Below are 17,686 nucleotides of genomic sequence, written 5' to 3'. Positions count from 1 at the left end.
GGCTGACCCGATTGTCTCCGCGTTCGGCCCGCCGCCGGCCATGTGCAGAAGAGGCGGCCAGGCCCTGCCGTCTCCAAGACTGTCCTGCAACTGCTGGACTGCTGTTCAGGAGTGAGATGATCTTGTGGTGTCCGGTGTGCTCACTGCGTCGCATCCCTCCTGGACAGCCCCGTTCAGCGGGCTCAGCCCGCATCAGCACGCCCCGCCTCGGCGCCCTGGACATGGTCGACGGTGTGGGTGGGGGTTTGGGCGACGGTGTCGGCATCGGCGGCCGGCCCGCCAGGACACGGTCCGCCCGACGACCCGGCGGTGGCGATCGAGCCGGGTGGAGGACTTGTTGTCCACGCCGTACCAAGGCGTTCCCCGGCGGGAGGAGCACCAGGTGGTGGTATGTCCTGGAGCGGCCGAGCGTGCACGGGTCGGCCAGAGCTTGAATCTGGGTCTGCAGAGGGCTTCTGGATCTTGCATACCCGGAGGCCCTGCGTGACGGGAATACTGCATCCGTGCTTGCGGGGGTTCCGCTGTACTGCACCATCCGGGGACGATGGCGTCATGAGAAGAGTGATCCGCCGTAGCGCCGTCCTGTTCACTGCAGCTCTGCCTTTGCTGGGGGGCTGCACCCTGGACTCTGGAACCACCAGGGACCACTCCACCGAGCCCCCGCGGCCGAACGCCACCGCCACAGTCGCCCCCGGCCCCGCCATGCAGCTTGCCGACCGTTTCCGAAAGGCGAGCGGGAACAAGGATGTGTACGGCATCCAGCGCGCCGACGGCCCTGATGGCGTTCCGTTACTGACTGTGTGGACACGCAACGCGGACGAGGACGCTGCCCCCTTCGACCGCCTGAAGGTCTCGCTCACCAACTACCTGAAACGCGAAGAGAACGTGGATCTGAGAGAGGGGTACCTCATGGACGTGTTCGGACCGGACGGAGGCATTCAGCACCGCCTCGACGCACGCCCCTAGGATGCGGATTCGTACGGTGGGAGTCGAGGGAACCTGATCGCAGTCGCCCAAGTACGGCCGGGTTGACCCACTTCGAGCAAGGGTTGTACAGCCCGGTCCTTCACCCCCGCTCGTCGTATCAGCCGGACACTGCCGTCCCCGCAAGGGCTTCCCCCAACTCCACCGCGTCGTCGTCACGCTCGATCGCACGCCACGTCGGCTGCTGCTGCTGCTGCCGAAGCCTCCTGCTACGTCTCGGCTCGGCCTTTGGCCGTCAGGGCAGCCAGGCGCAAGAGGCCTGGCTGCCCTGGGTCCGGTTACAGGCCGGGGGTACGAAGGTAGTGCCAGGTGGTCGGCCCGACTATGCCGTCGGCCGTGATCCCTCTGGAACTCTGAAAACGCTTCACCGCGGATTCTGTGGCGGAGCCGAACTGACCGTCCACGCCGGTGGAGCCTACGGAGAAGCCTTTGAAGATCAGCAGTGCCTGGAGCTCCTGGACCTTCGCACCCGAGTTGCCGCGGTCCGCACGGGTGTTACTGAGGTGGTAGCCGCAGTAGTACCCGATGAAGTCCAAGAGCCTGCAGGACACAGCGGCCGAAGCCTGGGACGCTGCGGGCGCTGCGGGTGCGGCCGTCGAGACGCCGACCGCTGGTACGGAGAGCATCCCGACCAGCCCGAGTGTCACTACCGTCTTTCCCCACCGCATGAGCGGCTCCTTTCGATCGATGGTCGATACGCCACCCACTATCGAGGGGCGAGCGAGGCGTGTGTGCCTGAACGGGCAGAAAGAGTCCCGTGGTTCACAGGCGCGTTCGGCGATAGCGTCACGAGCACGTCGGAAAAGGACTGTTCGACAGCAGTGAGCATGTCGCGCAGCGCAGCCGACATGTTGCGTACGGTGGCGAATCGAAGTCGGCGAGATCCTCGGCGTCGACACTCGCCCCGTACTGCGCGCCCTGGACGCGGCTGAGACGTTCAACCGGGCTGTCTCACTCACCCACCGCACCGCACCGCACCCGTGAAGATCCCGCGCCTCGCCGGCGTCCAAGACCTCGCGGCCGGAGGCACCCAGGGTCGCCCGTCGCCGCTGACTACATCTTCACCTGGGCCACAACAGCGCGGACCGGCGCGACACCGGCACACACCGCCCCGCTTCGAATACGTGAGAGTCCTCGCCGGGAAGACCGCCGGCAAGGGGGTAGCCGCCCCCCTTTAGAGTGGGCTTCTGTGCTTTACGGAAGATCTGCGGAAATCAGCGCGCTCGACGAGGTGATCGCACAGGCCCGCCGTGGCTGCGGCGGGGCGGTGGTGCTCCTGGGTGAGGCCGGCGCGGGCAAGACCGCTCTGCTCGACGCGATGGCCGCGCGGGGTGAGGCGATGAAGGTGCTGCGGACCAGCGGCGTCGAGTCCGAGTCCGACCTGGCGTTCGCGGCGCTGCACCAACTGCTGCGGCCGGTGACCGGATTGCTCGACGCTCTGCCCGGTCCGCAGCGCGACGCCGTGCGGGCGGCCTTGGGGCACGCCGCCGGCGCCGCGGGCGACCAATTTCTCCTGGGCGCCGGCGTACTGTCGTTGCTGGTCGAGGCCGCCGGCCCGGAGGGCCTGATCTGCGTGGTCGACGACTTCCAATGGGCCGACCGTGCGTCGGCCGATGCGTTGCTGTTCGCCGCCAGGCGGCTGGATGCCGAACGGATCGCGCTCTTGTTCGGCGTCCGCGGCGACGCTCCTGTCAAAGGCCTGTCGTCGACCGTGGACGTGGGCGGCCTGCCGGAGGACGCCGCAACAGCCTTGTTGGAGTCCCGGCACGGGCGGCTGGCTGCCCCGGTGACACGGGAACTCATCACGCTGACAGGGGCGAACCCCCTGGCCCTGAACGAGATCGCCGCGCTGCTGGCGCCCCCGCAACTCGCCGGCCGCGAACCGCTGCCCGACCCGCTGCCCGGTGGCGCCCGGCTCTTCGGCGACCGGGTGAGGCGGTTGTCGGCCCCCGCCCGGCTGGTCGCCCTGCTCGCCGCCGTCGACACCGACCTTGAGGTGGTCCTGAGTGCCGCCGAGCGGATGGGGGCGGGATCGGGGGCGGTCGCCTTCGCCGAGTTGGAGGAGAGCGGGCTGGCCGAGGTGTCAGGCACCCGCGTGCGCTTCCGTCACCCGCTCATGCGATCCGCGATCCACGAGGCAGCCGCCCCCGCCGAGGTCCGCCATGTGCACGCTGTCCTGGCGGAGCTGACCGCGGGCGACCGTAGGGCCTGGCACCTGGCCGGAGCGGCTCTCAGCCAGGCCGAGCCGGTCGCCCTCGCGCTGGCGGAGGCCGCCGAGCGGGCTCGCGACCGCGGCGGGTACGGCGCCGCCGCCAGCGCCCTGACCAGGGCCGCCGAGCTGACCCCCGAGCCGCACGTCCGGGCCGTCCGGCTCAAGGACGCCGCCGTGGCGGCCTGGCTCGCCGGCCGGCCGGGACAGGCCGAATCGCTGCTGGCCGAGGCGCGCGAAGGGGCCAACGGGGACATCACGCTCGTGATGGAGAACGCTCAGCTCAGGGGGCGGTTCGAGCTGAACTCGGGCAACGCGGCCGAGGCCGTGCGGATCCTCGCGGCGGGCGACAGTCTGGACATGCTGGCCGACGCCGTGGAGGCGGCCTCGTACGTCGGCGACACGAGGGCCATGGTCGAGCTCGGCCGACGGGCGGCGGCGCACCCCGAGGGATTCTTGCGGGACGCGGTCGCCGGGATCGGGCTGACTCTGAACGGCGATGCCGCCGGGCCGGGCTTGCTGCGGCGGGCACTGGCGCGGGCGGGCGAGCTGGAGGATGCGGCGGGCTACCTGTGGGCGACGGCAGCGGCCAGCGCTCTGGGCGAGTCGGATGTGGCGACCGAGATGGCCGAGCGGGCCGGGCGAGTGGCCAGGGTGTCGGGGATGACCGGGCAGCTGCCCGTCGTACTGCAGTTCGTGGCGACCGCCGAGCGCCTCGCCGGGCGGCTCGCACGCAGCCAATCCGTCTCCGAGGAGGGCCTGGCGCTGGCGCGGGAGGCCGGGTACGAGAACACGGTGGCCGCGCACCTGGCCAATCTGGCGGTCCTGGCGGCTCTGCGCGGCAAGGAGGAGCCCTGCGAACGGCTGGCCCGCGAGGCGCTGGCCATCGCGCTGCCCCATCGGGTAGGACTGCACGCGGGGGTGGCCGCGTACGCGTTGGCAACGCTTGACCTGTGCCTGGGCCGCTACGCGGCGGCGTACGACCGTTTCCGGGCGATCGCGGTGGCGGGGCCGGGTGCAGGGCATCCGACCGTGGCCTGGCGGACGATGCCGGACAGGGTGGAGGCGGCGGTGGGCGCGGGCGACGAGGCCGGTGCCCGCGAGGCGCTTGCGGCCTACGAGCGATCGGCCGAGAACGCCACGACGTCCGAGTCGCGCGCGTTGCTGGCCCGCTGCCGAGGCCTGGCCGAATCGGCCGAGGAGGCCTTCGACGAGGCGCTGAGGCTGCACACGAACCCGTTCGAGGCGGCCAGGACGGCCCTGCTGCTGGGTGAGCGTCTGCGCCGCGCGCAGCGGCCAGGTCCGGCGCGGGCGCATCTGCGGATGGCGTGGGAGATTTTCGAGCAGGCCGGTGCCCACCCGTGGGCGCGGCGCGCGCAGGAGGAGCTGCGGGCGGCGGGCGAGAACGCCGGCGCCCCGCCCTCCAGCGTGCTCGAAGCGCTGACCCCGCAGGAACTGCGCATCGCGGGCCTGGTCGCCGACGGGTTGTCGAGCAAGGAGATCGCCGGCCAGCTCTTCCTGAGCCCGCGCACGGTCGAGTACCACCTGTACAAGGTCTATCCGAAGCTGGGCATCAGCTCGCGTACGGATCTGGCGCGGCTAGTAGTTCTACGGAAGGCACCCGCAGCCGCGGAGGACATGCTTTGAGGCATGCCAAACGTGACCATCTGGAGTGAAGAGTTCGGCGCCGAGACGGACGCGCCGATCCTGTTGATCATGGGTTCGATGTCGCAGGGCATCCTGTGGCCCGACGAGTTCGTCGGCCGACTGGCCGCCGGAGGCCGCCGGGTGATCCGGTACGACCACCGTGACACCGGCATGTCGGGCACCGTCGACTTCGCGACCGATCCGTACACCTGGGACGACATCAAGAACGATGTCTACCGTGTACTGGCGGCCCACGGCCTGGACAGCGCCCATCTGGTGGGCCACTCGGCGGGCGGGCTGCTCGGCCAGCTCATCGCCGTGGAGGCGCCGGAGCGGGTGCGGTCGCTGACCGTCATCGCCTCCTCGCCGCTCGGTGGCGGCGAGGGCCAGGTGCTCCTGCGGGCACTGATGGGTCAGCCGCAGCCCCAGGGCAGCCTGCCGGAGCCGGAGCCGGAGTTCGTGGAATTCTTCCGTGCGCTGATGGCCGCCCCGCCCGACCAGGACCACCGCGCCCTGATCGACAGCATGATCGCCGAGCAGCGCGTGTTGCACGGCACCGGTCTGCCTTTCGACGAGGACGCGGCGCGCCGACTGCAGGAACGCGTCCACGGCCGGGCCCGCGACCTGTCGGCGGCGGCCAACCACCGTCTGGCCGCAGGGGCCGGCCCCGACTTCGAGCCGGTGGATGAGCTGCACCGGGTCCAGGCTCCCACGCTGGTCATCGAGGGCAGCCACGAGCCGGTGAAACCGGGGCACGGCGCGATCATCGCCGAGCAGATCCCGGGGGCGCGGCTGATGACCGTGGCGGGCATGGGGCACACGCTGCCGCTGGAGACCCACCAGGAGCTGGCCGACGCGATCCTCACGCACACGGCCGAGTGAGGAGAGGTGTTGCAGAATCCCTGGGCTCTCGCCATCGGAGTGGCGGACCATATGCCTCCGGCTCCGTCCGAGGCGAGAGGCATACGGGTATGTCCTGCACGACGAAGGCCGCGGCCACGCAGGGCGGCGCCGGGGCCCAGGAGTCTGCGGCACGCTGCCGGCCGTAGCGACGGGTTCGCGCTGCGGACAGGGGTCGGTGACCTGCCAGGTCATCGACCCCGGCGCACCTGGATGCCACGATCACCTGCGTATGCATCCCTACCGACCGGAAGGACGTCATGACCGCCTATGCCATAGCTCACCTGCAAGAGGCCGCTCCACACCCGGAGATCATCGAGTACATCGAGCGCATACCCGCCACCTTCGAGCCGTACGGCGGCCACTTCCTCGTGCACGCCACGCAGCACGAGGTGAAGGAGGGCAACTGGCCCGGGCACGCCGTGCTGATCGGCTTCCCCGGGGTCGAGGAGGCGCGCGCCTGGTGGGACTCCCCCGCCTACCAGGAGATCGCACCGCTGCGCTCACGGCACATCGAGGGCGACATCATCCTGGTCGAAGGTGTCCCGAAGGACTACGACCCGACTTCCACCGCGAAAGCCATGCGGGAGGCCCTGCCTGCCGATTGAGCCCGGGCCCGGGCCCCGGGGCCTTCTCTCCGTGGCCTCACAGACACGCTCGCACGCGTGCGGCCTCACCATCGACACGTCGCGGGGTGGGGGCAGGAGCAGCTCCGGCGGGAACGAGGAGATGGCAGCTGCCGGCGCGTGGGTGGGTGCGAGGCGTGGACGGTGGGGGTGGTGCTGATGACCGCGATATCCCTGGGCCCACCCCGGTCCGGCGCGAGGTCCTCCCCCAGCGCGTACGGCCTCTCGTAAGCGTTGGACGGGCACTTCGAGGGCGGCGGACGAAGGCCGGAGGGTTGTGTGGGCGGAGAAGGCAGTTCGGTAACTGTCTGACGCACTCTTGATCACGCCGCCTCCCCCCGAACGCCGTCCGATCTCCGGGGGCGGACAGGATGAGGTCACCACCCACCTGCGGCCCGGGTGTTTCCCGCTCGGGCTCGGTTTTCGGAGGATCCACCTGTGTCTCATCGCCGGACAGCACCCCTGACTCTGGTGCTCTTGGGGCTGATGCTCTCCGCATGCTCCGCGAGCCAGCCCGCATCACCGAAGGGCGACCCGCAGGCGGCGCGCGATCGGCTGGCCGCAGCCGGCGATGCCCCCTACTCGGCCGCGCTGAGGGCTGTCACGAAGTCGGGGCCCCGGCGCCTCCAGCTCATGGAGGGGCGGGTCAACCTCAACGCGCCGTTCACCGGGCGCACGACGGAGACGACCGAGCAGTACACCGAGGACGTCGTGATCACCAATCAGAAGGTGTACCGGCGCGCCACCGGAACTCACGGACCGTGGCAGGAGTTCCCCGCGTCGGCGGCAAAGGGGGGTGTACCCACGGACCGGCTCCCGCAGTACGTGCGACTCATGCTCGGTCACGGTGCCTCCGTGCAGCAGGACGGCGAACCCATGCGCGTATCGGCCCGCCTCACCCCGAAGGACATCGAATCGGTGGACAGGGCCGTCGGGCGCAACCTGCGACCCGCCACCGCAATCGACGCAGACGCGTGGGTCGACAACGAGGGCCGAGTCGTGCGCGTACGTCAGAAGATCCACTTCGCGTCCGACCCCGACATCGAAGCGACGATCACGTTCACCGACTTCAAGAACGCCGTTCCGGTCGACGCACCCGCCGCGTCCTGAGCATCAGCCACGCCGCTGCGCGGCCTGCTGCGCCAGGTGGCCATGGTCACGGCAAGACTGAGTACCTGTCAGGCAGGACTGGCCACGCCCAGTTCAGCGCCGAGCACACTGTTCGCAGGAAGCTGCGTGGGTGGGCGTGCGCCCGTTCACGACGACATCAGCAGCCGCCGTTCGGCGTCCGGCAGCACGCCGCGTGCACAACCACAGGAAGGGTACTGATCAATTCGCTGGGCCCCGACAAGCGGCGTCCGTAGGGTTCCAGCATGACGGATGAGAGTGAGCGGGCCGTGCAAGCGGCCATTGACGGGGAGATGCGGCTTCTCGATCCCGAGGTACGGGCTTCGCCGGACCGTGTTCTCGAGCTCCTGGATCCGGAGTGGACCGAGATCGGGGCTTCCGGGCGCCGGTGGGATGTGGGGACCGTTCTCACGGTGACGAGTGGCGGCTCCGTGTCCGCGGAGTCTCCGGTGGAGGTCAGCGAAATGTCTGGAGTCGTCCTGGCTCCGGGGGTTGTTCATCTGAAGTACTTCTCCGACAACCAGGGCCGTCGGGCATGGCGGAGCTCTTTGTGGCGTCTGACGGAGACAGGCTGGCGCATGTACTTCCATCAGGGCACGTCGACCGGCTGAGCACGGCGGGATCGGAGGTGAGAGCGAGGCCGAGGGCAGCCGGTGCGATGAGGTGTGACGGACAGCTGCCAGGCGCAATGACACGTGCCTCCTCGTACGGGGCGTCTGCCGCCCTCGCCGGAGCCGACCGCTCTGCTGCCCTCCCCTCCGCCGCAGCGCCGACGGGGCAGGGCGGATCGGTGCTACGAGCTTCGCGCTGCAGACCATGACAGCGGGAAGCGGTGCACGACACGCGCCGGGTTTCTCCGGCTCGCGGCCTGTGCAGGCCGCGTACCGCAGGCCGCACGGTTGCAGGTCAGCACCGGATTCCGCCGACTCCCCCTGGACGCAAGGACGGTGATGCGCCTTGGCCGGCTCCGGCTCCTCGGCCGCACGGTGCGGCTGCCGGACCGGGCTCGTCGTTCGGCCGAGGCAGGCACACGCTAAGCGGCGGGCGGCCAGCAGCCCTCATGCGGATACGGGGCGTCCGGGGCCGGGCGGCCCAGGAAGGTCGCCAGTCGGGCGTAGGGGGCGGGAAGGGACGGGTCGAGGATCAGCAAGGAGTCCGGACGGCCGCTGAACAGGGCACGGACCTCGGCCAGATGTCGGCGATGGACGTGCCGGAAGCGGTCTTCGTCGAACGAGTGGCAGCCGTAGACCGCTGCCCGTAGGAAGAGCTGCAGCTCGGGGTAGAGCTCCCCGTACTCGGTCTTGTGGTGGGGAGGGCGGTCCCAGTGGCGGGCGCAGGACCGCAGCCACAGGTCCTCGTCGCGGATGGTGAGAATGAACTTGGCGTCCGGCCACATCCGGTCGAGTTGGGCGACGTAGGGAACGGTCGTGATGTCGGTGATCCCGTCGTGATGGGCGAGCAGCGGGAAGCGGGCGTCTCCGCGCAGCAGCGTCCGGTACGTGTCCTCGTCCGCCGGGTAGTGCACGATGTCGTAGCCCAGGGTGCGCAGAGCGGCGGTCAGCGACTGGGTGCCGGTGCGTGAGAGGCCGATACCGAAGACCTTGCCGCAGGGTGTCTCCCCCGCGTTCACCGGTGGCCTCGCAGCGCGTGCCGGAGTCCGGCGGGCGTCAGCCGGGAACGCAGCGGGGCCAGTGGGGACAGGCGCGTGCCGAGCAGCCGCTGGTCGAGGTACGGGACCCATCCGGTGGCCCGGCGAGGGTAGCGCGGGGGGCCTGCCGAGAAGCGTTTGGTCACGACGAAACGGGTCTGGTCCGTGGTGTTGGGCTGCGAGGCGTGCAGGTGGTCGCCGGCGAAGAGGAGGATGTCGCCGGGGTCGAGGGTCAGGTCGACCGGGTCGCCGGTGTCCTGACCGGGAAGCAGTGTGTGCCCGTCGTGGCGCAGGGGGCTGCGGAACACGTCCGGGTAGAGGACCAGGCCGTTGCCGCGGCGTACGGGGGTGACGGCCATCCAGAGGTTGACGGAATTCAGGGCGGTGTTGAACCAGGAGTCGACGTGCGCGTCCCGAGGTGTCAGGAATCCGTCCAGGGAACGCAGCTCGTGGCGGTCGGTGACCGTGCCGAGCGGCGGCATGATGCGGATGCCGAGGTGCTCGCTGAGGTAGAGGCGGGGCTCACGCGGGGTGAGGGCTGTGGTCATGTCGTGCAGGACACGTCGCCCCACCGGGCGCAGCCGGGTTTCGAGGTCGGTACGGATCGCCTCGACGGCGCGGGTGTCGGCGTACCGGTGCAGCTCGTGGAGGGGCGCGTCCACGGCGGGGCTGCCGGGCAGCCGGTGGGCGACCGCGGCGCGGGCGAGCCGTTCGATGTCCGGTAGATGGCCGAGGTGGCGGAGCCCGTGGGAAAGGACGACGAGGTCCCCGGCGAGTACGCGGCGCAGCGCGACGGGGAACCCTGCGGGGGTGGGTTCCACCCGGAGCAGCGTGGCGGCCCGGGCGGGGGTGGCGCGGGAGGAACGGGGGGAAGGCGTGTTCACCGGTCGTCTCCTGTCCGCGCACGACGGCGCCTGTCCGGCGGGGCTGCGGGTGCTGCGGCCACTGGGACGCCGGTGCGGCCGAGCGGCGGGGCGGAGGGCGGGTCGGCCTCCCGCGCCATGGCCGTCAGGCCTTCCGCGAGCTCGGTGCGGGGCCGGAATCCGAAGGCGGCGCGGGCACGGCCGATGTCCGCGCCTGTGTGGCGGGCGTCGCCCGGGACGGCCGGGTGACGGGTCAACAGCACCGGTCCGACGAGGCGTGCGAAGGCGGCGACGGCCGTGTTCATGGAGACGGGGCTGCCGCCACCGATGTTGGCGACGCCGGTGAACGGGCTGCGGGCCGCGGCGCGCATGGCCGTCACGACGTCGGTGACGTACGTGAAGTCGCGGGTCTGCTCGCCGTCGCCGTAGAGGCGGAACGCAGGTCCTCCGCTCGCCGCGGCGAGCAGGCGTGCCAGTGCCATGTCGGGGCGCTGCCGCGGCCCGTAGACCGTGAACAGGCGTAGCGCGACCGTGGGCAGTCCGTGCACCGTGCGGTACAGCTCGCAGAGGTGCTCGCCGGCGAGTTTGGTGACGCCGTACGGGGAGACCGGCTGCGGGTGGGTGGTCTCCGGGGTGGGGCGCCCCAGCGCGTTTCCGTACACCGAGGAGCTGGAGGCGTAGACGAACTTGGCGGGCGGCCTGGCGCGCGCGGCCTCCAGCAGGCGCTGCGTGGCGAGCACGTTGCGGTCGCTGTAGAGGGCGAAATGGGCCCCCCAGGACGGCCGGACGCCTGGCTGGCCGGCCAGGTGGTACACGACGTCCGCACCGGTGATCAGATGGGCCGGGTCGGTGCTCAGCAGGTCCTCGTGGTGGAAGGTGAAGCGAGGGTTCGTCAGTGCGGTGGCCAGGTTGCGGCGTTTGACCGCGGGGTCGTAGTGCTCGGTGAGGCTGTCGACGCCCACGACCTCGTCGCCCGCCGCGAGAAGGTGCTCGCACAGATGCGAACCGATGAAACCGGCCGCGCCGGTGACCACCGCGCGCATCAGCGCTTCCCAGGACGGGCGAGGGGGGCGGGGCGCGGCACGGCGAACGGTGCCAGCACACGGTCGGCGCGATGCCGCCAGGTGTACGTGGTCAGTAGCTGGTCGCGGGCCGTTGCCCCCAGCGCGGTCCGCAGGTCCGGGTCGGTGGCGAGCCGTCGGATGGCCTGTTCCCAGCCGTCGACGTCGTCGGGGGGTACGAGAAGGCAGTTGACGCCGTCGGTCATGACTTCACGCAGTACGGGCAGGTCGGAGGCCACGACGGGCAGCCCGTGGGACATGTATTCGAACAGCTTCATGGGCGAGACCCATCGGCTGATATCCCCGATGCCTTGCGCGCAGGCCACGCGCTGTTGGTAGGGGGCCAGCACGATGTCGAACGCCCGGTAGTACGGGTGGAGGCCGGCGGGCGGACGGTGGCCGTGGAAGTACAGGTGGGGTTGGTCGGCGCGTTGTCTCCAGTACTTCAGATCGGCTTCGGTGCCGCCGACGACGTGGAAGTCGGCCTCCGGTATCCGGTCGGCGAGCGCGAGGATGATGTCGGTACCCCGGCCCGGGTACAGGTGGCCGACGTAGCCGATCCTGAGGGCGCCCGGCCTCCCTGGGAGTTCGGTGGCCGGTCCGGGTGGGGGCGGATCGGCGCAGTCGGAGGCGGTGATCCGCACCGGTCCGTCGGAGGTGCGGAACACGGGAAACGCGCGCGCGTAGTCGTCGGCGAGTGCCTGCGAGACGAACACGACACCGCGCAGTGACCGGCTGCGCAGGAGCAGGCGCTCGACCGCCCGTTCCAGGCGGCTGTCCCACAGGAGGTGGGTCTCGTAGACGCTCGGTGCCAGGCCGCCGGCAGCCAGGAGTGCGCGCAGGTCGCGGCCGTACACGACGTCCGGCACTCCGTCACGGCGGACCGCGCGGCGCACCTTCCACGCGCGCAGCCAGGGGCCGAGCAACGGCAGCCGGGGCATCGGGAAGGTGCGCACGGGGAATCGGTTGCGGGTGCCGTAGTAGGCGTGGGCGTCGTCGTTGGTCATCTCGCCGCGCAGGGCGTAGAGGCGCACGTCGTGGCCGGCGTCGGCCAGCGCGTCGCACATGCGCATGACGTGGACGCCGTTGGCGTACACCGACGGGATGCTGCCGGAGTGCAGGTAGGCGATGCGCATGCGACGGACCTCCGGGCGGTGGGTGGCGGTGTCACGGGCGGGCGGAGCCGGCGGGCTTGGAGGCGCGCAGGGAGAACGACAGCGGCATCGCGGGGAGTGTGCCGGGCAGCCTCCACCAGCCGTCCCGGTCGCGTTCCATGAAGGGCAGCAGACGCCATCCCACGAAAGGCCATTCGTGCAGGAAGTCCACGCGCAGCCCCGCATCGGCGAGGGCGGTGATCAGATCGCCCATGGTGTGTCCCCAGACGTACTCGACGTCCGGGATGCGGGCCTCGGGTACGGAGGTGGGGCTCCGGTACTCGAAGGACAGCGGGGCGGGTTCACCGAAGTACGAGTAGCGGAGACGCAGTTCGGGGTCTTCGGTGTCGGTGTCGAGCATCCAGGCGGACGGATGGAACTCGAAGAGGTAGAGGAAGCCTCCGGGGACCAGGAAGTGCGCGACGACACGGGCCCAGGTGCGCAGGTCGGGCAGCCAGCCCAGGACCCCGTTGGAGGTGTAGACGATGTCGTAGCTGCCGGTGAGGACGTCGGGCAGGGTGAGGACGTCGGCTTCGACGAAACGGGCGTCCGGCGCGACGTCGGCGGCCAGGCCGGTGGCGATCTCCACGGCGTGGGAGGAGAAGTCCACCCCGGTGACGCGGGCGCCGAGGCGGGCCCAGGACAGGGTGTCGAGGCCCACGTGGCTCTGGAGGTGGAGCAGGGACCGGCCGTCGACGGGGCCCACCTCGTCCCGCTCCAGTGGGCGCATCCGGTTGCCGCCCCTGCGGAAGCCGTCCAGGTCGTAGTCGTCGGAGGCTGCCTTGAGCGGAACCCACTGCTGCCAGAGCCGGTGGTTGTCCGCGATGTAGCGCCCGGGGTCGCGCGACGCGTTCGCGGCGGTCATGCGGGAAGCTCGTACACGGAGACGTGGTGGGTGCAGGCGTCGGTCAGCGGCCGTCCGGACCAGCCGCCGGTACGCCGTACGAGCCGCAGGCCCGACGCCTCCGCCATCAGGTCGAGTTCGCCGGGGGTGAAGTAGCGGAAGGAGACGCGTACGTGGCGCATCCGGCCGCCGTCGAGCACCGCGTAGTCGGAGGTGTACTGCTGGCGGGCCGGGTGCAGCGTGCGGGTGCGGAGGACGAAGCCCCCACCGGGGGTGTCCACCGGCTGGGTGCCGCTGCCGAGAGTGGCGAGCGCCTCCGGCAGATGCGCGTCGAGCACGAACCGTCCGCCGGGCCTCAGCCGCCGGGCGACCGAGGTGAGACAGCGGCGCTGGGCCTCCTGGGTGTCGAGTTCGGCGAAAGTGCCCCCGGCCGCGTAGACGAGCGCGTATCTTCCGGTGTCCTCAGGGCCGGGGGGCGCCGAGAAGTCGCCGAGCGTCACTCTGAGCATGCCGCCGCCGGGCTTCGCGTGCAGTTGTGCCGTCATCTCGGGGGAGGCGTCGAGCCCCTCGACGGTCAGGCCCAGCGCGGCCAGCGGCAGGACCACTCTGCCGGTTCCACTGCCCAGTTCGAGCAGCGGGCCGGGCGGGCCCTCCTTGGCGAGGGCCGCCAGGAAGCCGACGGTGGAGTCGGTGGTCGACGCGGCGAACCATTCGTCGTACCGGTCGGCGAACAGTGCGGCGTAGCGCGGTGGCGCTGTCGCGTCGTGCGGGAGCGCGGACATGGAATCCTCCGGTGCAGGAGTGGGCAGAGTGTTCGCGGTCGGGCGGGGACGCGGCAGAGCTGTTCCGCAGGCGCCGTGCCGGGGATCAGCCGAACGGGTGTGGAGGTACACCGGGTACGGGGCGGGCCGGCAGGGGTGATGCTCCCGGGGCGATCAGCCGGACGACGGCCAGGCCTTCGTCCGCCGGAGGGCCCGCGCAGCGGTCGACGGCGATCACCTCGCGACCGGTGTGCGCGGCCAGCACGGCGAGCGGGCTCGCGTCCCGGATGGTGCACGGGGCTGGTCGAGGCGGGTCGCGGAGGGAGGTGGCCGGTCCGATCCAGTGCTTCAGCGCGTCCTGGGCGTGGAACGTCCACAGGGCGTGGTCCAGCCCGGTGCGTGGGATACCGGTGCGGGAGAGACGGTCCCAGGCGCGGACCGCGACCGGTGCGGACATGCTCCAGCGGACCATGAGCGCCTCCCAGCAGGCTCGTGCCACCGTCCGCGGAAAGTCGTGTGCGGGGCCGCAGCCGGCACCGAACGTCTGATGTGCGCGATCCGCCCCGTGCACGGAGACTGCGACGGCCTCGGCCCCTGACGGGGACGGAAGGGCGAGCGCGGTGGCCCTCAGGCTCTCGCGGTCGAGCAGGTCCCGCAGTTCGCCGGCACCGGACGGCAGCGCGCCGCGGGCGTCGAACGGCACGGGGGGATGGCGGACCGGGTCGCACCAGCTGCGGCGGACCAGATCGCGCTCCAGGATCTCCCAGGCGGCGTGCTCCGCCGCAGCGTCCGGGCCCCCGTGGGCGGCGACGCCGGTCGATCCCGCCCGATGGGTCGCCGCGCAGCCGGGTGGCGGGCGGTGCTGCAGGAACGCGGCGCCCGCAGGCACCCAGACGTCCTCACCTGATTCCGTTACCCGGCCGGGGCACCAGAGTTGCCGTACCTCGCGTGCCGGGGTACCGCGGTGTGCCGCGTCGACGGGGCCGGTGGCGGGGTCGCCGGGATCGACGGCGGGGACGCCGTCGCGGCGCAGCGTGAACCAGTCGCATGTCCGGACGGGACCGACGCTCGACGCCGGCGGGCGGGGGCGGCCCGCTCCGGCTCTCGCCCCGGCCTCGGCTTCAGCGGTCCGTCCGGCGAGCACGTTGCCCATGCGCTCCATCAGTTCGCCACGTGCGCGCCGGCCGACGTCAGTGGTGTCCACTCCCGCGGCGCTGCCGATCAGGACCGAGGCGCCGCCTCCGGCACCGGTCGCGTCGAAGGCGGTCGACCGGGCGGCGACGCGGGCCAGCAGCGCACCGGGGGTGTGCGGCCACGGAGCGAAGACTTCCGGGGCCCACGCCCTCGATGTGGAGACGCTCACGCATGCCCTCCCGGCAGTCGCCCGGGGCGCGTTCCTTCCCGCGCGTCCTCCTCCGCCAGCAGGCCGGCCGCCTCGATACGGACGGCCTCACCAACGGGGGTGAGGGTGACGCGGTGACGGCCGAGCGTGTCGAGGCCCTGTGACGCTTGCTCCATCAAGCGGGCCCGGCGGGCGGCCACGGCTTCCCGCTGCGGGTCCGACAGTGGCGCCTCCTGGTGGATCAGCCGGTACAGGACCGTCTGGCGCACCAGGACGACGGTCTGCTGGAAGAGCCCGGCCAGCGGTCGGGGATCCGGCCGCAGCGGGGTCATGACCGAAGTTCCGGGCCCTGTGGCAGCCATGAGGAACGGGGTGCTGAAGGCGGCGGCGTTGCACCGTGTGTGGGTACCTTCGTGGACCAGGGCATCCGCCAGCCGGACCCAGCCGGGCAGACCGGTGCGCCCCACGGTCAGCCGGGCCGCGTTCACGAACACGGCGCCATGCGTGGTGAAGTCGGTGAAGCCGTCGATGGCGCGTCCGCACAGCAGGGCGATCTGGCGTACCCCCTCACGCAGTTCGGCCAGCATCGCCGGCCATACCTGGTCCAGCCGCTCGGCTGTCTCCCCCAGTACCGTGGCTTCCTCGGCCTTCCAGGCTCGTAGGACGACGCCCGGCCCCTCCGTGTCCGTCGTGGTCCCGCGGCCCTGCGGGATCGAGGCGAGCGCCCGGCCGACGGCAGCGTCGAGGTGGGGTGCCGGGGCTGCGAGGTCGACCGCCCAGCGGCCGGCGGCCGGACGCGGCAGCGGGACGGTTCGCGGACCGTCGCCGACCGGGCCCTCGCGGTCCGGTGGCCCGGTCAGGGGCAGCGGTTCCGTGCGGGCCTGATGTGCGGCGGCCTTGCGGGCCGGGTGCCGCGGCGGTGTGACCTCACCCGCTCCTGTTCTGCGCAGGACCGCGTCGGTGGCGCACCAGAGGGCGTCCTCGGCACGGCGGGCGGCCGCGGTGTCAGGGGTCACGAGCACGTTCCGGCCTCCGTCATCGTTCGGTCGGGGAGTGCATGGGGAGGGAGGTGCGTGGCGGACGGACCGCCACGCACCCAGGCGCTGTCCTGCGGACGAGTCGAGCGCCTCAGTCCTCGCTCGGGATGTCGATCATCAGGCCGAACTCCGGCAGTTCCTCGGTGACCTGTTCGATCTCCGGCTGCTCCATGGGGTCTCCTTCGATGGGTTCATCGTGGTGACGGGCGGCTCTCGCCACCGGTCGGACAGGAGGTACCCAACGAACACCGCGTCGAAGGAGAGGGATTCGGGAAGCTGCAGCGAAAGCGCCACCGTTAAAAAGTTCCCGATCCACACACCGGCGCGCAGAATAGTGCCGAAGTCTGTCGGAAAATCATCCACGAATGTGGTGGATGTGACGGGGACGCACGGCTGAGGCGTGCGCCGGGGGCCGCGATAGCCCTCCCCCACGTAATCCGCCGTACAAAGCTGTCCTGATCGTCACCATGGGAATTCGTCGTGTCACGCACGAGGGGAAGTCGGTCCGCGGCAGCGTGGACACCGATGCCGCCCCAGCCGTCCGCGGCCCTGTTGCCACCCGGCGGTGTGGGCGGAGACAATGCCGAGCTGTGACTCCTCACAACACGGCACCGACACCGCGGAGTTCTCCAACAGTCGATACGGACGGGGAGATCTACGTCATCTCGTTCCCCAAATGCGGCCGCACCTGGCTGCGGGTCCTGCTGGCCCGCGCCATCTCCGAGAGCCGCCGGCTTCCGATGGAGCTGTGCCGGGACCTGGATCTGACACATTTCACTGCGACCGACCCCGGTGTCCCCCGGATCGTCTTCTGGCACGACGACCGTGTGGCGTGGAGGGCGCCCGGCGACCTGTCGTCGGACAAAGGGTTCTACCGCGACCGCAAGGTCGTACTTCTGGTACGGGACATCCGGGACGTGGCTGTCTCTCACTATTTCCAGCGCACACGGCGGGAGGGAAATCCCTACACCGGGACCCTCGGCGAGTTCATATCCGAGGACATCGGCAGCGTACGCACGTGTCTGGAATTCTGGAACATCTGGCAGTCCCAGCAGAACACACCGGCGGCCTTTCTGATCTCCTCCTACGAACGTCTGAGCGCGGACACCACCGGCGAGCTCGCCCGCATCCTGGACTTCTGCGGGCTGCCCGACGCCAAGGAACCGGCAACGCTACGGGTGGCGGCGGAGTACGCCAGTTTCGACTCGATGCGGGCCATGGAACGCGATGACGCACTGCGCTCGGAGAAGCTGCGGCCGTCCGTCCCCGGCGACCCGGAGTCCTACAAGACGCGCCGCGGTGTCGTCGGCGGATACCGGGGCTACCTGACCACGGAGCAGGTCGACTACATCGACGGCCTGGTCCGGGACGTACTGGCCCCTCCATGGCAGCCCCTGGCACGCGCCGCGGACGGTTGGCCACCCCTCCGGCCGGCCGAAGGGCGACGACCGAGCTGACCTCTCCTCAGCCGCAGTGGCTGCC

Annotated in this window: 17 protein-coding genes; 7 read left to right on the top strand and 10 right to left on the bottom strand. The window is 71.0% G+C overall.

Annotated elements, in window-relative coordinates; all coding sequences use genetic code 11:
• Nucleotides 1-552: 552 nt before the first annotated feature.
• The gene (locus OG488_RS37870; RefSeq protein ID WP_329238027.1) at nucleotides 553-966 is read left to right on the top strand and encodes a hypothetical protein; all 414 of its coding nucleotides are present in this window, start codon (nucleotides 553-555) and stop codon (nucleotides 964-966) included.
• A 296-nt stretch (nucleotides 967-1,262) separates the two neighbouring features.
• Here OG488_RS37870 and OG488_RS37865 read toward each other — a convergent pair whose 3' ends face one another.
• The gene (locus OG488_RS37865; RefSeq protein WP_329238024.1) at nucleotides 1,263-1,652 is read right to left on the bottom strand and encodes a peptidoglycan-binding domain-containing protein; all 390 of its coding nucleotides are present in this window, start codon (nucleotides 1,650-1,652) and stop codon (nucleotides 1,263-1,265) included.
• Nucleotides 1,653-2,173: 521 nt separating this feature from the next.
• Here OG488_RS37865 and OG488_RS37860 point away from each other — a divergent pair.
• From OG488_RS37860 to OG488_RS37840, 5 genes are all read left to right on the top strand, one after another.
• Entirely contained in the window at nucleotides 2,174-4,840 is a 2,667-nt protein-coding gene (locus OG488_RS37860; protein WP_329238020.1) for a helix-turn-helix transcriptional regulator, read from the top strand.
• A 3-nt stretch (nucleotides 4,841-4,843) separates the two neighbouring features.
• On the top strand, nucleotides 4,844-5,722 hold the full coding sequence (locus OG488_RS37855) for an alpha/beta fold hydrolase (protein WP_329238017.1): 879 nt from the start codon (nucleotides 4,844-4,846) through the stop codon (nucleotides 5,720-5,722).
• Nucleotides 5,723-6,000: 278 nt separating this feature from the next.
• Nucleotides 6,001-6,348 (top strand): DUF1330 domain-containing protein, encoded by a 348-nt coding sequence (locus tag OG488_RS37850; protein ID WP_329238014.1) that lies wholly within the window; start codon nucleotides 6,001-6,003, stop codon nucleotides 6,346-6,348.
• 456 nt (nucleotides 6,349-6,804) lie between these two features.
• The gene (locus OG488_RS37845) at nucleotides 6,805-7,476 is read left to right on the top strand and encodes a hypothetical protein (RefSeq protein ID WP_329238012.1); all 672 of its coding nucleotides are present in this window, start codon (nucleotides 6,805-6,807) and stop codon (nucleotides 7,474-7,476) included.
• Between the two features lie 263 nt (nucleotides 7,477-7,739).
• Complete coding sequence (locus OG488_RS37840; protein WP_329238009.1) at nucleotides 7,740-8,105, top strand: nuclear transport factor 2 family protein; 366 nt, start codon at nucleotides 7,740-7,742, stop codon at nucleotides 8,103-8,105.
• Between the two features lie 422 nt (nucleotides 8,106-8,527).
• Here the strand turns inward: OG488_RS37840 and OG488_RS37835 are convergent, their stop codons facing one another.
• The 9 genes from OG488_RS37835 to OG488_RS37795 form a co-directional block, all read right to left on the bottom strand.
• Entirely contained in the window at nucleotides 8,528-9,124 is a 597-nt protein-coding gene (locus OG488_RS37835) for a sulfotransferase family protein (RefSeq protein WP_329238006.1), read from the bottom strand.
• Nucleotides 9,121-10,026, bottom strand: a complete 906-nt coding sequence (locus OG488_RS37830; protein ID WP_329238003.1) for a phytanoyl-CoA dioxygenase family protein — start codon at nucleotides 10,024-10,026, stop codon at nucleotides 9,121-9,123. The genes OG488_RS37835 and OG488_RS37830 overlap by 4 nt, the downstream gene beginning before the upstream one ends.
• Complete coding sequence (locus OG488_RS37825; RefSeq protein ID WP_329238000.1) at nucleotides 10,023-11,048, bottom strand: NAD-dependent epimerase/dehydratase family protein; 1,026 nt, start codon at nucleotides 11,046-11,048, stop codon at nucleotides 10,023-10,025. Before OG488_RS37825 ends, OG488_RS37830 begins: the two co-directional genes overlap by 4 nt.
• Nucleotides 11,048-12,202, bottom strand: coding sequence for a glycosyltransferase family 4 protein (locus OG488_RS37820; RefSeq protein ID WP_329237998.1), 1,155 nt, complete (start codon nucleotides 12,200-12,202; stop codon nucleotides 11,048-11,050). Before OG488_RS37820 ends, OG488_RS37825 begins: the two co-directional genes overlap by 1 nt.
• Nucleotides 12,203-12,233: 31 nt before the next feature.
• Nucleotides 12,234-13,085: a class I SAM-dependent methyltransferase gene (locus OG488_RS37815; protein WP_329237995.1), complete on the bottom strand. Its 852-nt coding sequence runs from the start codon at nucleotides 13,083-13,085 to the stop codon at nucleotides 12,234-12,236.
• A complete protein-coding gene (locus OG488_RS37810; protein WP_329237992.1) occupies nucleotides 13,082-13,846 on the bottom strand; it encodes a class I SAM-dependent DNA methyltransferase in 765 nt (254 codons plus the stop codon). The genes OG488_RS37815 and OG488_RS37810 overlap by 4 nt, the downstream gene beginning before the upstream one ends.
• Nucleotides 13,847-13,931: 85 nt before the next feature.
• Nucleotides 13,932-15,188 (bottom strand): YcaO-like family protein, encoded by a 1,257-nt coding sequence (locus OG488_RS37805; RefSeq protein ID WP_329237989.1) that lies wholly within the window; start codon nucleotides 15,186-15,188, stop codon nucleotides 13,932-13,934.
• Nucleotides 15,185-16,189, bottom strand: a complete 1,005-nt coding sequence (locus OG488_RS37800; RefSeq protein ID WP_329237986.1) for an aKG-HExxH-type peptide beta-hydroxylase — start codon at nucleotides 16,187-16,189, stop codon at nucleotides 15,185-15,187. Before OG488_RS37800 ends, OG488_RS37805 begins: the two co-directional genes overlap by 4 nt.
• A gap of 106 nt (nucleotides 16,190-16,295) precedes the next feature.
• The gene (locus tag OG488_RS37795; protein ID WP_329237983.1) at nucleotides 16,296-16,424 is read right to left on the bottom strand and encodes a hypothetical protein; all 129 of its coding nucleotides are present in this window, start codon (nucleotides 16,422-16,424) and stop codon (nucleotides 16,296-16,298) included.
• A gap of 370 nt (nucleotides 16,425-16,794) precedes the next feature.
• On the opposite strand from OG488_RS37795, the gene OG488_RS37790 reads away from it, so the two are divergent.
• The gene (locus tag OG488_RS37790) at nucleotides 16,795-17,661 is read left to right on the top strand and encodes a sulfotransferase domain-containing protein (RefSeq protein ID WP_329237980.1); all 867 of its coding nucleotides are present in this window, start codon (nucleotides 16,795-16,797) and stop codon (nucleotides 17,659-17,661) included.
• Nucleotides 17,662-17,686 lie beyond the last annotated feature (25 nt).

This window comes from Streptomyces sp. NBC_01460 (assembly GCF_036227405.1).
In the GTDB taxonomy this organism is placed as follows: domain Bacteria; phylum Actinomycetota; class Actinomycetes; order Streptomycetales; family Streptomycetaceae; genus Streptomyces.
This window is presented reverse-complemented; position numbering and strand designations above follow the sequence as displayed.

Excerpts from the sequence above, each read along its gene's own strand:
- OG488_RS37825 (WP_329238000.1), bottom strand. The coding sequence starts at position 11,048 with ATGCGCGCGGTGGTCACCGGCGCGGCCGGTTTCATCGGTTCGCATCTG.
- OG488_RS37850 (WP_329238014.1), top strand. The coding sequence starts at position 6,001 with ATGACCGCCTATGCCATAGCTCACCTGCAAGAGGCCGCTCCACACCCG.
- OG488_RS37855 (WP_329238017.1), top strand. The coding sequence starts at position 4,844 with ATGCCAAACGTGACCATCTGGAGTGAAGAGTTCGGCGCCGAGACGGAC.
- OG488_RS37815 (WP_329237995.1), bottom strand. The coding sequence starts at position 13,085 with ATGACCGCCGCGAACGCGTCGCGCGACCCCGGGCGCTACATCGCGGAC.
- OG488_RS37810 (WP_329237992.1), bottom strand. The coding sequence starts at position 13,846 with ATGTCCGCGCTCCCGCACGACGCGACAGCGCCACCGCGCTACGCCGCA.
- OG488_RS37840 (WP_329238009.1), top strand. The coding sequence starts at position 7,740 with ATGACGGATGAGAGTGAGCGGGCCGTGCAAGCGGCCATTGACGGGGAG.
- OG488_RS37865 (WP_329238024.1), bottom strand. The coding sequence starts at position 1,652 with ATGCGGTGGGGAAAGACGGTAGTGACACTCGGGCTGGTCGGGATGCTC.
- OG488_RS37820 (WP_329237998.1), bottom strand. The coding sequence starts at position 12,202 with ATGCGCATCGCCTACCTGCACTCCGGCAGCATCCCGTCGGTGTACGCC.
- OG488_RS37870 (WP_329238027.1), top strand. The coding sequence starts at position 553 with ATGAGAAGAGTGATCCGCCGTAGCGCCGTCCTGTTCACTGCAGCTCTG.